General features: G+C 51.1%; 10 protein-coding genes. 6 read left to right on the forward strand and 4 right to left on the reverse strand.

Translation table 11 applies throughout. The features are described from left to right. Positions 1-3: 3 nt before the first annotated feature. A complete protein-coding gene (locus B5D63_RS10120; protein WP_159455973.1) occupies positions 4-2,853 on the reverse strand; it encodes a triple tyrosine motif-containing protein in 2,850 nt (949 codons plus the stop codon). Between the two features lie 301 nt (positions 2,854-3,154). Here B5D63_RS10120 and B5D63_RS10125 point away from each other — a divergent pair, with 301 nt between their 5' ends. Genes B5D63_RS10125 through B5D63_RS10145 form a run of 5 tightly spaced genes read left to right on the forward strand, consistent with a single transcriptional unit; the run spans position 3,155 to position 10,928 of the window. Beyond that, positions 3,155-6,370 carry a SusC/RagA family TonB-linked outer membrane protein gene (locus B5D63_RS10125; RefSeq protein ID WP_078668702.1) on the forward strand — a complete coding sequence of 1,072 codons (3,216 nt, stop codon included), beginning with the start codon at positions 3,155-3,157 and terminating at the stop codon, positions 6,368-6,370. Positions 6,371-6,382: 12 nt separating this feature from the next. After that, positions 6,383-7,882, forward strand: coding sequence for a RagB/SusD family nutrient uptake outer membrane protein (locus B5D63_RS10130; RefSeq protein WP_078668703.1), 1,500 nt, complete (start codon positions 6,383-6,385; stop codon positions 7,880-7,882). A gap of 18 nt (positions 7,883-7,900) precedes the next feature. After that, the gene (locus B5D63_RS10135) at positions 7,901-8,989 is read left to right on the forward strand and encodes a PKD domain-containing protein (protein WP_078668704.1); all 1,089 of its coding nucleotides are present in this window, start codon (positions 7,901-7,903) and stop codon (positions 8,987-8,989) included. A 13-nt stretch (positions 8,990-9,002) separates the two neighbouring features. Next, on the forward strand, positions 9,003-9,884 hold the full coding sequence (locus B5D63_RS10140) for a PKD domain-containing protein (RefSeq protein ID WP_078668705.1): 882 nt from the start codon (positions 9,003-9,005) through the stop codon (positions 9,882-9,884). Positions 9,885-9,887: 3 nt separating this feature from the next. Beyond that, positions 9,888-10,928 carry a family 16 glycosylhydrolase gene (locus B5D63_RS10145; RefSeq protein ID WP_078668706.1) on the forward strand — a complete coding sequence of 347 codons (1,041 nt, stop codon included), beginning with the start codon at positions 9,888-9,890 and terminating at the stop codon, positions 10,926-10,928. Positions 10,929-10,990: 62 nt separating this feature from the next. On the opposite strand, the gene B5D63_RS10150 is transcribed toward B5D63_RS10145, so the two are convergent. Further along, positions 10,991-12,010, reverse strand: a complete 1,020-nt coding sequence (locus B5D63_RS10150; RefSeq protein WP_078668707.1) for a helix-turn-helix transcriptional regulator — start codon at positions 12,008-12,010, stop codon at positions 10,991-10,993. A gap of 107 nt (positions 12,011-12,117) precedes the next feature. Between B5D63_RS10150 and B5D63_RS10155 the strand changes: the two genes are divergently transcribed. Continuing rightward, the gene (locus B5D63_RS10155) at positions 12,118-13,638 is read left to right on the forward strand and encodes a TROVE domain-containing protein (protein ID WP_078668708.1); all 1,521 of its coding nucleotides are present in this window, start codon (positions 12,118-12,120) and stop codon (positions 13,636-13,638) included. Between the two features lie 603 nt (positions 13,639-14,241). On the opposite strand, the gene B5D63_RS10160 is transcribed toward B5D63_RS10155, so the two are convergent. Both B5D63_RS10160 and B5D63_RS10165 read right to left on the reverse strand, forming a co-directional pair. Continuing rightward, positions 14,242-14,775 (reverse strand): hypothetical protein, encoded by a 534-nt coding sequence (locus tag B5D63_RS10160; protein ID WP_078668709.1) that lies wholly within the window; start codon positions 14,773-14,775, stop codon positions 14,242-14,244. After that, positions 14,775-15,479 carry a hypothetical protein gene (locus B5D63_RS10165; RefSeq protein WP_078668710.1) on the reverse strand — a complete coding sequence of 235 codons (705 nt, stop codon included), beginning with the start codon at positions 15,477-15,479 and terminating at the stop codon, positions 14,775-14,777. The genes B5D63_RS10160 and B5D63_RS10165 overlap by 1 nt, the downstream gene beginning before the upstream one ends. Positions 15,480-15,481 lie beyond the last annotated feature (2 nt).

Here is a 15,481-nt window from a genome sequence, read left to right on the forward strand (position 1 = left end):
GGGTTAAATGGTATGAAAAAAATCAGTCATCTGCTGCTCTGTAGGCAGGTTCAGCTTCTTACGCAACCGGTACCGCTTGATCTCCACCCCACGCACGGATATCGCCATCAGCTGCGCTATCTCCTTGCTGGAAAGCTTCAACTGTAAATAAGCGCACAACTTCAGATCGGTATTGGTCAGCACCGGGTAACGGTCTTTCAGCTTCTTCAGAAAATTATTATTGATCTCATCAAAATGCGAGGCAAACTGCTCCCAGTTGGCATTGTTCTTCTCCACATCATTCAACAGCAGCAATGCATTGCGGATCTCCGGGTTATTATCGTTTTTCTTATACACACTCGCCAGGATATCCTTCACCTTCACCAGCGCATCACCCTTTTCCACCAGGTGCAACGACGCATCGGCCAGCGCATTGTTCTTGAAACGTATTTCATTGGCCAGCTTCTCATTCTGTAACTCTACAATCTCTTTTTCATTCTTCTCCAGCTCCAGCTGATGGATGTATTTCAACCGCGCCTGCTCTTCGTCAAACTTACGCTGCTGCACCGCCAGGTTCCGTTGCTGCCAGCGATACAACAGGTACAGCAAGCCCGCCAGCAATAACACATATACCAGATACGCCCATACGGTTTTATACCACGCCGGCAACACACTGAAGTGATAACGCAATGCCACCGACTCATGCCCCAGGTTGTCCCGCGCCTTCACTTTAAAAATATACCTGCCATCCGGCAAATTTGTATAGTCTTTCTCCGACTTAGACGACCATGCTGACCAGCGCCCGTCGTATCCCTCCAGCTGATAGCTGTATTCAATATTGTTCTGCAACCCGTATGCCGGAGAACTGTATTCAAAATGAAAAGAGTTATAACTCTTCGGCAACGCCGGCGCCTCCTTTTCATCCTGAACAAAACCAGCTTCTGCCCGGCGAAAATATCCTCCGAAAATCAGGCTGTCCGATTTCCCCAGCGCCCTTACCTGCCCCATGATAATACGTACCTGCTGCTGATTGCCGGCATATTTCTCATAGTTCAGATGGATCATCCCCTTCTCAGAACCAATGAATATATTCTCCCTGTTATAAGGATAGATGTTTTCAAAACCCAGTAATATCTTACCATCCAGCTCCGGAATATAGGTAATGGTAAACGGCTGGCCCTCCGATGGACGGCGGAAATCCACCACCCCTATCTTTTTCCCGCTGCAAAACCAGAGATTGCCATCTGCGTCTTCATTCAGATAACGTATCTCCATCGTGCCGAAGACCGGCCGCAGAAAAGCAGAAGGAACAAACCTCCCGGCAGCGGCGTCGAATTCGTATATCCCCTTCGCGGTACCAAACACCACGCGGTTCTTTACTTTAAAAACAAAGTTATTCAGCGCAGAAGGCAGGCCCGCGCTGTCGGTAAACAAATGCGCCGTAAGCGTCTTACGGTCGGCTGACAGCTGTAGCTGGTACACGCCCCGGTATGGGTGCGACGCCCATATCACATTATTATTGTCGATCTCCAGGAAACGGATAGACTCCTGTAACCCCGGCACTACGCCCTTGTCCACAAACCGGCCCTGCTCAAACGCCAGCATCCGCACCCCCGCATAAGTGCCGGCCAGCACTTCCGTAGCCGGGTACACCGATGTCATCGGCTTAAACAACCAGGTCCCCAGCCCAAAAGCCAACGGTTGAATGATATGGTCTTTTACCTCGAAACTGCCAATGTGCTGCCCAATTAAAAGATGACCGTTCACTTCATCCAACCGCCATACCTCGTGCTGGCTGCCACCCATCCTGGCAAAGTCACCTTTGGAAAAACTCAGGTCGCCGCTGCCGGACAAGGGTACATAATACGCCCCGTCAGACGTGGCGATATACAGCTGCCCTTTATAAATACGGGCGGAATAGCCGGATACTTCATTGGTCTTACTGGGACCTATATATTTTATTGCCGCATTGTACGCGATAAAACTGATCCCGTTATTTAATCCTGCCCACAGGTTGTTGTCCTTATCCAGGAAGACACTGAGCACATTATTGTTCTGCAGCCCTTCCGTCCGGGAGATCTTCTGCACAATGCGCCCTGCGAAATCCATCACCAGGCAGCCTTCCGCCGTGGTGGCGGCTACCAGCTCACCAGCATTGATACGCGTGCACACAGAGAGATTAACACCTGCCGGCAGATGGCTGTCCTGCTTTTGCAACGACCCATCCGGCTGCAGGAGAAAAAGCCCGTGCGTCTGTGTGGTGATCAACAGGCTGTCCCGGCCAATTTCCATCATACCGGAAATCAGCACGTTGTTCAGCGGCTCCCCGGTATTGACCGGCAGCCATTCATGACGCTCCAGCCGCAGCAGGCCATTGGCCTTGTCCTGCGCATATAGTTTATCACCCACCTTCCGGAGATACATCCACTCGCTGGTAGTGGGGTATACCTTAATACTGTTATTACGGAATTCCATCAGCCGGTCCGAAGCCTGGAAAAAAACAGACTCCCCGAAGCGCTCTATCCTCCAGATGTCCGCGAACCTGTTCTGCGATTTTGGCAGTAATTTCTTTAAAGAAGTATAAGTCAATACCCCGTTGGCCCCTCTTTCAAAATAGCCTATTTCATCCTGGCCGCCGACATATACCCTGTCGTTGCTGTCCATCGCCAACGCACGTACGATGGTTTTATTGGGCAACGGGTATACGTTCCAGTGACTGCCGTCATAGGTCAGCATTCCTTCATTATTCGCGAAGTACATCATCCCCCTGCTGTCCTGCCGGATATCCCAGGTCTGCGTCCCTGCCTTGAAATCGCTTTTGCTGTAATTAATGATTTGTGGTAATCCTATAGTGTTTTGTCCGGTACAGGTCAACCTGCATAGGTATATCAAGATAAGCAAGCACCATATTCTCATGAAATGAAGATATAAAATTCGGATGATGTAGTAATGATGTAGTTGATTTTTATTGAAAATCAATTATTTAAATAATTATGATGTAGTAGAGATGTAGCGCTTTTGTTTGGGCTGAAAACGGTATCCGATAATTTTACTGCATCCAAACCAACACTCCTGTCAACTAAAATCCTTACGGAATCTTAAAAAAAATTGAAACGAAAGATCAGCATCATCACCGGACATTCTCCCGTATGAAACTGTAAAAACTGACTCACGTATGAAAAAATTTCTTCCATGCATGCTGATGCCTGTACTGTTGTTTTTTGCCAATATGTCATGGGCTCAGAACATTCCCGTTACCGGCAAAGTAACTGATGAAAAAGGGGAAGCCATCCCCGGGGCATCCGTCGTGTCCCGCAACAGCAAAACGGCAGTAGCGGCCCACCCGGACGGCACCTTCCATATCAGCGTACTCCCGGGCGAAAAAACCCTGCACGTATCCGCCATCGGGTTTGTGCAGCAGGACGTAACAATTACCGCCGCCCCCCTGCATATCATCCTGCAGGCATCTCCCAGCGACCTTAACGAAATACTGGTCGTAGGCTACGGCACCCAGAAAGTGACCAAAGTATCCGGCGCCGTGTCCACCGTCAAAGGCAGTGATATCACCGCCCTCCGACCGGTAAGGCCGGAAGAGGCGCTACAGGGCCGGGCCTCCGGAGTAAACGTCATCCAGAGCGGCTCTCCCGGGTCCAAACCCACGGTCCTCATCAGAGGTATCCCCTCCTATACCGGCACCGACCCACTCGTGATCATCGATGGCGCCATGCAGTCGCTCGACGATCTGAACGCCCTCAATGCTGCCGACATCGAGTCGATGAACGTGCTGAAAGACGCCGCCACCACTGCCATCTATGGTGTTAAAGGCGGCAACGGCGTGATCGTGGTCACCACCCGCGGCGGTAAAAAGAACCAGAAGCCCGACCTCACCATCAACGCCAACTACGGCGTGCAGGAAGTGCTGAAAACCATTCCGGTGTTAAATGCAGCCGAATACGGCGCCATTATTAATGAAGGCAGCGTAGCCTCCGGCGGTAACATCATCTTCCCCGACCTCGCTAAACTGGGCGCGGGCACCAACTGGCAAAAAGAGATCTTCCACAAAGCGCCTATCATGAACTACAACGCCAGCTCCCGCGGCGGCAGCGACCGGATGACCTATTTCCTCTCCGCCGGATACCTCGCACAGGACGGTATCACCGGCGGCGGCAGCAAATCCAACTTCAAAAGGATCAATGTCACCGCAAACATATCCGTAGACATCACCCGCAAACTGAAGTTCATCCTGAACACCAGCTACGTAAACATCAAAAGCAAAGGGATACAGGAAAACTCCTTCAACTCCATCATCGGCAGCGCGCTCAATTTCGATCCTACCGTGCCCATATATAATGATGTACCCAATACCACCGGTAAATACAGCTTCAGTAACCTGCTGCTCTCGGAGATCTTCAACCCGCTGACCAAACTGGAAAATACCTATAACCTGAACAACGGCAACAAACTGTATGGCAAAGCGGAACTGCAGTATGAAGTGATCAAAGACCTGAAACTGACCGGTCGCTTCGGCTACACCAACTGGGACAATACCAGCAAAAACTTCACCCCGCTCGTATTTTACGGTCCGCTCAATGTGGAAAACACCATGACGGCCGAAGGTATGCCGGTGGTGATTAAAAACGGCCTTGGCGGCATCGCCACCAGCACCCATAACAACGTTTCCCAAACCAAAGAAGGTAACTTCAGCTTCACCGCCGAAGCATTCGCCAACTATCACTTCAATTTAAAACAGCATCATCACATTGACGTAGTAGCCGGCGGGGCCATGTATAAAACCACTGCCAACGGTATCACCGCCACCGCACAGGACGTGCCTTTCAACTCCTGGGCCTTCGCAGACCTCAGCGCCGCCACCGGTACCAACACCGCCGGCGTGATCTACTTCCGCGATACTGTCATCAACGGCGTAGCCACACAGGTACGCGATCCCCGCGGCGACGTGGCCCCTAACCTCAACGCCCGCACGAACAGTAACTATTACTCCTTCCGTCGTAACCAATCCTATTTCGGCAGGATCAACTACGACTACAGGGATAAATACCTGGCATCGTTTACCGCCAGAAGGGACGGCTCCTACGCCTTCGGTCTAAATAACCCTTATGCCAACTTCTTCTCCGGCTCCGCCGGATGGGTAGCCTCCCAGGAAGATTTCTTCCGCTCTGATTTCATCAGCTTCCTGAAAATCAGAGGCAGCTACGGCACCGTGGGTAATGAAAACGTAAAACCCTCTCCCGTTAAAATCGTCACCGGTGGCCCCAACTATGGCGATGGTAACAACAACGGCTACACGTTCGGCAACTCTTTTGTGCCCGGTTCCACCGTTGCCTCCTACGCCAACCCCAGCATGGCCTGGGAGAAACAGACACAGTTCAACGGTGGCTTCGACATCACCTTCTATAAAAGCAAGTTTTCTGTGTCAGCAGACTACTTCAGAAAAGAAGTAAAAGGGCTGCTGTTCGTGTCCGAACCATCCCTTTATCTGGGAACCGCACAGGTGCCTGAATCCAACATCGGCTCCACCCGCAGCAGCGGCGTGGAACTGTCGGCAGGCTATAATGAAAATATCGGCCGTGACCTGAAACTGAGCACCAACCTCAACTTCACCACCGCCCGCAACATCGTGACAGCCACCAACGAAGATGGCACCGCTTTCATCCAGGGCGGCAACTACTTCAACGGTGTATCCCAGAATGTGACCCGCTTTGAAAAAGGCAAAGCCCCCGGCTACTTCTATGGCTATAAAACCGCCGGCCTGTTCCAGTCCACCGACGAAATAACCAAAGCCCCGAGGCAGGACGGCGCCCAGCCCGGCGACATCCGCTTCGTGGACGTCAACGGCGACGGCGTGATCAACGACAAAGACAAAACCGGGATCGGCAACCCCTTCCCGAAATTCACCCTGGGATGGAACCTCTCCCTCTCATACAAAAAGTTTGACCTCAACGTGTTCACCTATGCTTCAGTAGGCAACGACGTATACCGCGCCTACGAAAGAAACGCCAACTACACCAACAAATTCCGCGATGTGCTGGACAGATGGACCGGCCCCGGCAGCACCAACGATGCACGCCACCCGCGCTATTCTTTCACAGACGCCAACAGCAACATCCGCGCATCCGACCGCTACGTGGAAGACGGCTCTTTCGTGAAAATCAAGAATATCCTGCTCGGCTATACGCTGCCGAATACTTTCTTCCGGAAAGCCGGCTTCTCACAGGTACGGGTATACGCACAGGTGAAAAACGCTTTCACGTTCACCAACTACTCCGGCTATGACCCGGAAATATCCGGCTTCATCATGAACACCGGCGTGGACCGCGGCGCCTATCCGCAAGCAAGAACATGGTCTGTAGGCGTTGATTTCAAACTGTAAAAAAATAACAACATGAAAAACTTACTGTATATAGCCGGATTGTTCGTGATAGTAGCCCTGCTCTCTTCCTGCAAGAAGTGGGTGGACTATGACGCACATGAAGATTTTCTCGTGACAGAGAAAGACTACCTCCGCTCCTCCGATGACTACAACACCATGGTGATCAGTGTATACTCGCCGCTGCAATGGCTCAACCAAACCGTCCCTATCGGTGATATTGCCTCCGACAACGCCGTTACCGGCGGGGAAAACGCTTCCGACGTATTGGGCCTTCAACAGATCGACGACTATACCCACACACCGGCCAACGACTATTTTACCGAGATCTGGAAGTCGGCTTACGAGGGCATCAACCGCGCCAATTATCTCACCCAGTACAAAGACAAGAACATCTCTGGCAACAGTATCAATTTCACGGGCAAGGATGCGCTTTATGGAGAAGTATATTTCCTGCGTGCTTACTATTATTTTACCCTGGTGAAGTTTTTTGGGGATGTGCCCCTGTTTTTCGACAGAAGGCTTAACCTCTCCGATTCACGGACCTTACAACGGTCACCCAAAGCCGAAGTATATGCACAGATAGAAAAAGACCTCAACACCGCCATCGCCGTACTGCCTAACTCCAATCCGCAGGCTGGTCGTGTTACCAAATACGCCGCCCAGGCACTGTTAGGTAAAGTGCTGATCTATCAGAACAAATTCGACGCGGCCGCTACTACGTTGGAAAATGTAGTGAACGGGCCTTTTACACTGGTGCCTAATTTCGCCGATATCTTTTTACAGTCCGGCGAAAACGGGTCAGAATCCGTATTCGAGATCCAGTATTCCAACCTGTTCCCTTACTGGAACTGGGGCGCCGCCACCCGGGGCCAGGGCAACTATGCCGTACAGCAATGCGGTATCCGCGGCCTTACCGGCAGCAGTCCTTATGCACCGGGATGGAGCACCAACCTGCCCACCCAGGACCTGGCCAAAGCCTATACCGTCGGTGATCAGCGGAAAGCTGCCACCGTACTGGATATCGAAGCCTATAAAACAGCGCATCCGGAGTTCACCATCACCTACCAGGCAGCGCCCTATAAAAATACAGGCCTGTATAATCAGAAATACCTGCCGCGCAAAGGAGAAACTTCCGGTCAGACAGAACTCAACTACCTCAATAACTACCGCACCATTCGTTTTGCAGAAGTACTGCTCCTGGCGGCAGAAGCCAACAACCGTGCGACCACGCCCAACGATGCCAAAGCACGCGATTACCTCAACAAGGTACGCCGCCGCGCTTTCCGCGATAACCTGCATGATGTCACCGTCTCCGGAACAGCGCTGCGCCAGGCGATCTGGGACGAACGCCGGCTGGAGCTGGCCATGGAAGGCGATCGCTTCTTTGACCTGGTACGTACCGGCCGCGCTGCCACAGTCATCACCGGTTTCAAAGCAGGCAAGAATGAACTGTTTCCTATTCCGCAAAGAGAAATCGAGATCTCCCAGCTGCAACAAAATCCAGGTTATTAACAGCCAAACTTCAACCGCATGAACAAACTTACCTATATACCGCTGCTGCTGCTCATGACCATGGGCAGTGGCTGCACCAAAGACAACTTCGATAATACGGACTTCCTCAACACAGGAACAGCTCCTGCCAGCGAAGGCATCAACTTCAACATCAAAGACGATAACTCCGGCCTCGTCACCATTACCCCCAACAGTGCCGGCGCTACCGCTTACGATATTTATTTCGGAGACGCCACCACCGAACCCGTGCGCATACTTCCCGGGCAAAACACCACCCATATTTACAAGGAAGGTACCTATCCCGTAAAAGTAATCGCGAGCGGCATCACCGGCCAGAAAACAGAAACCACCAAACAACTCGCTGTAACATTCCGGGCACCTGAAAGCCTGACCATCACGGCCAACGCCAACCTGCACGATCTTACCGTGTCGGCGGCGGCGTTGTACGCGACCGGAGGATATAAAGTGTACTTCGGCGATGCGGCCAATGAAGTACCGGTACTGATCGCTGAAGGTGCCCATGTTACACACACCTACGCCAAAGCCGGCAAATACCAGGTAAAAGTGGAAGCTCTCAGCGGTGGCGCAGCCATCACCACCGCCACCAAAGAGGTGACGATCTACAACGCGCTCACCCTGCCAATGACTTTTGAACAGCCGGATGTCAGCTACGCCTGGGGCGATTTTGGCGGCAGCGTCACCTCGGTGATACCGAATCCCTATCCCGGAGGGATCAACGGCAGCGCCACCGTTGGCAAAATCATCAAAACAAAAGACCAGACATGGGCCGGCAATTATATCAGCATGAGCAGCCCGATAGATTTCACCAACAACAAAAAATTCAAGGTAAAAGTATATTCCTGGCGACCAGGGCTGCGTGTACTGTTGCAACTGGAAAGAAGCGGGGACAACACTTTCATGGAAAACATGGAAGCCGTTACCACCAAAGCCAATGCCTGGGAAGAACTGACGTTCGACTTCAGCGGCAAAATCATGGATAACAGCAAGAAACTGCAGAACATACTCTTCTTCCTGGACAACGGCACACAGGGCGACGGCAGCCAAAACTTCACCATCCTCTTCGATGACATCGTATTAACCAACTAATTACGTATCACGCATGATCAAGCATATCACACTGACATTCCTTTTCGGCGCCATGCTGTTGCTGGCCGGCAGCTGCGGCAAAGACGACTATAAATTCGGCGATCTCACCACACCCGGTAAACCCGCACTCACGGTCACGGTTAACGGGAAAGACGCCACCCACCCCAATGGCGACGGTACCGGCACCATACAACTGAGCATCCATTCCGAACACGCCTATAACTACAAAGTGGATTTCGGTGACGGGCAGACACCGAAAACAGGTACCATCAGCGCCTATACGTATACCTATAAACATACCGGTGTGAAAAAATTCACCATCACCGTGTATGCCTCCGGTAAAGCCGGCATCACCAGTACCAACACCATGGAACTGGAAATATACCGCGCATTCATCCCCAACCCGGAGCTGGTCAGCATGTTGACCAACAACGGTGTAAAAAAATGGCGGGTAGATAAAGATGCGCCCGGCCATCTCGGCGTATCTGCCGCCGATGCCTTCACACCTGCATGGTGGGCCGCCGCGCCGAATGAAAAAGCCGGTCTTGGCATCTACGATGACATCTACACCTTCAATGCCAGCGGCAACATCTTCACCCACACCACCAACAATGACCTCTTCGGTAAAAAGGAATACTTAAAAGACTTCGATCCCGCCATGACCGGCACCGGAGACTATACCCTTACCGGCGCTAAAGCGGCCGACTATACGGAAACGTTCGGGTACGATGGTAGCGCCACCGAAGAATTTATCACCTTCCCGGTAAAAGGTCATCTGGGTATATACCTGGGAACACACAAGTTCCAGGTACTGGAAAGGACCGACACGCATATGACATTACGTTGTGTGCAGGACCCGGGTGCATGGTATGTTAAACTAATCGCAATTCAATAACTTATGAAACATTTAACCGGAATGATGATGGGGCTGCTCATCACCCTGAGCAGCTGTGGAAAATCAAATGACAACAAACCGGCGGAGAAAGTAGCGCCGCTGAACCTGGCCGTAAGCACGGTCGTGAGCACCGACAGCAGTGGCACCGTTACCTTTACCGCCGCCGCCGAGCACGCCGTGAGTTATGACTATGACTTCGGAAATGGTCATATCAGATCTACCGCCAACGGTAGCACGAGTTACACGTACAACACACCGGGAGTAAACAACTACACCGTGAAAGTCACCGCCAAAAGTGCAGACGGCCTCACCATTGGCAAATCACTAACGGTAACAGTACCGGTGTCCACGAAGTTGATTTGGTCCGACGAGTTTAACCAGGATGGTGCCCCTGACTCAAAAAACTGGGGATACGACATCGGCACCGGCGACAACGGCTGGGGCAATAACGAAGCACAGTATTACACCAGCCGTGCCGAGAACGCCGCGGTTTCCAACGGGACCCTGAAAATCAACGCCATGAAGGAAAGCTATGACGGGAAAGATTACACGTCTGCCCGCCTGCTCACCAAAGGTAAGTTCAATTTCACCTATGGCCGCGTGGAAGTCAGCGCCAAACTGCCCACCGGTGGCGGCACCTGGCCAGCCATCTGGATGCTGGGCAGCAATATCACCACAGCAGGATGGCCTGCCTGCGGCGAGATAGACATTATGGAGCATAAAGGCAACGAACCACAGAAAATATACGGTACCGTGCATCATCCGGGCCACGCCGGCGGCAATGCAGACGGCGGCACTACCATGGTAGCCAACGAAACCGGTGCGTTCCATAAATATGCGCTGGACTGGTCGCCCACGCAACTTCGCTGGTATGTGGATGATAAACTGTTCTTTACATTCAATAATGCGGCTGGCCTGCCTTTCAACCATGATTACTTTATCCTGCTCAATTTCGCCATCGGCGGAACTTTTGGTGGCGCTATCGACCCGGCCTTCACCAAAGGGACTATGGAAGTAGATTACGTAAGAGTGTATAAAAACTAACAGACAGGAATTCTCTAAAAATATTACCGCCGGCTTATGTTGTTAAGCCGGCGGTAATATTTTTATTCGTTGCTATCATACGTGTCTGCTGCACGTCGCAGCTTCCATTGGATAACCTTCCGCAGTTTCTCCGGCCCCAGTACCTTCATACCATCCGCAAAGCCGAGGATTTCCCGCTCCAGCTCAAAATTATGCTCTACCATAATGGTAATGACCGTCCCTTCTGTTCCTTCAGAAATCACTTGCTGACTATGATGCAGCGGTTTTGTCAGCACATAGGGCGCATGCTCCGGCGTCACGAGGATCGTTACCTGCTGGGGTCTTGTTCTTGCTACGGTAGGCCCGATCGCGTGTTGATAGTAGTCTTCCGGCGTGTGTCCGTCCAGGTTAGGGCGGTAGGTTTCGGTTTCATCGATTTTTAGTTCCACTATCCTGTCCAGCGCCAGCGTGATAATGCCAGCAGTGGCGTTTTTTGTTCCCACTGCAAACCACCGGTTCTTAAATTCTTTCAGCCACCAGGCGTGCAGGTGCATCTCACTGGCGGATTTAGCGCGGAACGACTGATATTTCACCAGCAGGGTCTGTTCCCGGACAATGGCATCGTAGATCATGCCGAGATGCGATAATCCCCGCAGGTGCTCATTCTTCTCAAAATCGACCACCGTCCGCTGGTTATGTGACGAGGCATATACGTGCCCCTCCAGTTTCTGCACCACGTCGTTCAGATGCTGGAAATGGGAAAAGCCCCTGAACTGCTTCAGTACCTCCACAGCTTCCGTCATACGGGTCAGGTCATGCTCACTCAGTGGGATATTGGTAATGCTATAAGCGGGATCTTCGTAGGTATAATATTTTTTCTCTACTATAATAATAGGCGCGTTGTAGCCCAGCTTATCACTGCGCATCATCTGGATGTCGGCCTGTATGGTACGGCGGCTGATGCCTTTTTCCATGCCTTCATAGTCATACAGGGCTTCCGACACTTTATCGATCAGGTTCGCCAAAGTCCAGCGCCGGCGGCGGTTCCGGAGGCAGGTGTCAATGGTTTTATATCTTATTAAGGCGTTACGGTTAACAGGCATTCCAAAAAAATTTTAATAAAAATAAATAAAAAATCGACCTGCGCAAAAAGACTGCGCACATAGGGAGACATCTTTGCATCATCAATCACACAGTAATACAAAACGATATGAAATTCAATCTTTTCACCAAAGGCTCCCAACAGGTAACCAATCATGCAGGTGCACCGGCGTACAAGACAACTCCGGAAATGGAACTGTACACCAGCGTAGTGACAGCTTCTCTGAATGACCAGTTCTATGAAGGAGCCGGTGACAGACTGGCTCGTATCTGCGCACTGATGGACCAGAACGATCCGGCTTTTGTAGCCCGGCTGGCAGTGTACGCCCGTGAAAAAATGTACCTGCGCAGCATCCCGATGGTATTGGCCGTGGAAATGGCCAAACGCTTCAGCGGCAACGCGTTGGTAGGTAAAACAGTGGCGCGTGTAGTACAACGTGCAGATGAAATCACGGAAATACTGGCTTACTATACCATGGCCAACAAACGCACACAGGTAAAAAAGCTGCATAAGCTGAGCAAACAGGTACAGAAAGGACTGGCCGAAGCCTTCAACCAGTTTGATGAATACCAGTTTGCGAAATACAACCGTAAAACAGCCATCTCGCTGAAAGACGCGTTGTTTCTTATACACCCGAAAGCCAAAGACAACGCCCAGCAGGAAGTGTTCAACAAAATTGTCAACGACACCCTGTCTGTACCCTATACCTGGGAAACAACCCTGTCTGCCGTTGGTCAGCGCTCCTTTGCCTGCGAAACAGATAAAAGAGTGGCCGTGCGCGAAGCCTGGGAAGAACTGATCGCCAGCAAACAACTGGGATACATGGCCACCATGCGTAACCTGCGCAATATGCTGCAGGCGGATATCAGCCCGGCACACATCAGCATGGTATGCGACTACCTGACCAACGAGACAGCGGTATTGAATTCCAAACAGCTGCCCTTTCGCTACCTCGCAGCTTACCGTGAACTGAAAGAGGTGCAGCACGGCCTTACCGGTCAACTGATGCAGGCGCTGGAAACAGCCGTTAAAATCAGCGTAACGCACCTGAAAGGATTCGATGTCAACACCCGCGTGGTCATCGCCTACGACGTATCGGGGTCCATGCAGTTCCCGCTGTCTCCCCGCAGCAAAATCAAAGGCTATGACATCGGTCTGATGCTCGGCATGTTACTGCAGCACAAATGCAAACATGTAGTCAGTGGCATGTTCGGAGACACCTGGAAAACCGTAGCGCTGCCGGGTAACAGCATCCTCTCCAATGTAGACGCATTCTACCGGAGGGAAGGAGAAGTAGGTTACTCCACTAACGGCTACCTCGTGATAGCAGACCTGATCCAACGCGCCTGTGTGGCCGACAAGGTCATGCTTTTCACGGACTGCCAGCTGTGGAACAGTACCGGCGGACAAAATACATTCGCCAACAGCTGGGCCGCCTACAAACGAAAAGTGGCGCCCAACGCCAAACTGTATCTCTTTGACCTGCAAGGGCTGGGTACTACTCCGGTGGATATACGTCAAAACGATGTATACCTCATCAGCGGCTGGAGCGATAAAGTATTCGATGTGATGGAAGCCATCGAAAATGGCCACTCCGCACTGGAACACATCCATAGCATAACCCTTTAATCATCCGTTTTTGTTAACTACATAAAACGCAGCGCGCTGAAAGGGCGCGCTGCACTACCGGCCCGGTAGCTTAAAAGGACAAAGCTGCGGTAAAATTACGTCACCGCGGAGTGTATGGAACATATCGTGACGGGCACGCCCTGTCATGATCAGAATTTACAGTGCACCGAACGTTTGAATACCAGTAGGGAAGCGTATTTACAGCCATACTGTTCAGCAATGAAAATGCAGGTTCGATCCCTGTCCGGGCAACATCAACATCTGTCAGGTGTCGTATGAATGGGCTACTTCACTCCAAACGAAAATTCCTATTCGACTTGTTACCCTGATATAACAACGGCGGGTGCCGTAGCGACGGGCTACTTCGATTCAGGCTTGATGTGCAGGTTCAAATCCTGCTCGCGGTGATATCCGCGGTCGTCTAATGGCAGGACGCAGGCAGTCTGCAACGGAGCAATCCGGGGGCAGATCCACAGCCATCCTGTTGCGCCCTTTTGCCCTGCTGTTGTTATCTATAAAAACATAATTATTGAAGATAAGCAAGTGTCGTATGAACGGGATACTTCGTTAGGGAATTCTTTCCTGTTCAGTTTTTTACCTTGTTTACCTTAACAGATATTCCCGTACCTCTACTCCACGTGCGCCAGCCACTACCGGCACTCGGCTATCCAGCGAAAAAAAATGCACAAATGCCTGGTGAATAAAATCATGCATCACAGCGGTACCACTGGTGTAAACAGAATAGTTAATGCCATTTGCAGTAAAAAAGTAGCTGGTGATAATACCTTTATCTGTCTGCTCCGTGATTTTAAACCGGGTAATGTTTTTCCGCCTAAATACCACCTCCTTGCCACGGCGAACAAACAACAGGCTATCTGTAGTAAATATCAGTTGCTCACACCGATACCACATGCCACCTAAATAATGACCGATCGCCAACATCACCCCTACAAAAGGCAGTAACAATACCACCATCCTGACCAATCCCGGTATACGGAGAGCCATCAGCGCACTTTCATACGAATGCACCCAAATGGCATACAACGCAAACAACGGCAGGAAGATGGCAAATGCTATCAGCAGCTTTCGCTTCGGCTTCGCTACCAGCCAATATTCTACAGGAAATTTTTTTTCCATCAGGACTTGTGGTCTATGTAATAAAACAACACCTGCAACAACAGCACAAGGATAATGACGCCAGCGCCCAGAAAAATCAGCATCACCTGCCCCGGCGTTCTTTTTTCCAACCATTTATAGGTGAGGGGTTCGGTCTTGACAAGATATACGCCATAATGCGGAAAAAGGTTCTGATGAATTTTATTCCGAAGGTCTTTTTTGTTGAAGTGTTTATCGATGTAAGGTTTCAGACAGGACATCATCTCGTCTACGGTCTGTAGGTCTTCCTTTCTGGAAAAAGGCGTCATAGCGCCGATGCCGACCCGCATCCGGACAGACAGCCCCGTTTTGGTATAGAAAGTAAGGTAACGAAAATCGGCACTGCCCATATTATTTATTTCCCGGATGCTCTCCAGTGGAATATCAAATTCTTGTTTCCGAAACCGGATCAGCAAACGCTCAGCATTTACCCGCACGGTCCAGGTCTTGTCACGGACCAGCTTCGCCAGCCAGTACATGGAAAGGATACTGATACCCAGTATCGCGGGAATAATCAGGCCACGCGGCACTTGTAGCGGATTGACCGGTAAAAATACGTTGAGGAGATAAAACAATCCCAGCAGCACAACAACCAGGATTGGCAGCAATGCAAACCCCAGCCGTATCTCTGTCTTCAGGTCAAGCCCCTGAAACCGGAATTCCTTTTCTTTGATAGCTGTCATCATAC

The organism is Chitinophaga eiseniae (assembly GCF_900167135.1).
Lineage (GTDB): Bacteria > Bacteroidota > Bacteroidia > Chitinophagales > Chitinophagaceae > Chitinophaga > Chitinophaga eiseniae.

Coding starts and splice junctions, on each gene's coding strand:
- B5D63_RS10135 (WP_078668704.1), top strand. CDS start 7,901: ATGAACAAACTTACCTATATACCGCTGCTGCTGCTCATGACCATGGGC.
- B5D63_RS10150 (WP_078668707.1), bottom strand. CDS start 12,010: ATGCCTGTTAACCGTAACGCCTTAATAAGATATAAAACCATTGACACC.
- B5D63_RS10125 (WP_078668702.1), top strand. CDS start 3,155: ATGAAAAAATTTCTTCCATGCATGCTGATGCCTGTACTGTTGTTTTTT.
- B5D63_RS10145 (WP_078668706.1), top strand. CDS start 9,888: ATGAAACATTTAACCGGAATGATGATGGGGCTGCTCATCACCCTGAGC.
- B5D63_RS10160 (WP_078668709.1), bottom strand. CDS start 14,775: ATGGAAAAAAAATTTCCTGTAGAATATTGGCTGGTAGCGAAGCCGAAG.
- B5D63_RS10165 (WP_078668710.1), bottom strand. CDS start 15,479: ATGATGACAGCTATCAAAGAAAAGGAATTCCGGTTTCAGGGGCTTGAC.
- B5D63_RS10130 (WP_078668703.1), top strand. CDS start 6,383: ATGAAAAACTTACTGTATATAGCCGGATTGTTCGTGATAGTAGCCCTG.
- B5D63_RS10140 (WP_078668705.1), top strand. CDS start 9,003: ATGATCAAGCATATCACACTGACATTCCTTTTCGGCGCCATGCTGTTG.
- B5D63_RS10155 (WP_078668708.1), top strand. CDS start 12,118: ATGAAATTCAATCTTTTCACCAAAGGCTCCCAACAGGTAACCAATCAT.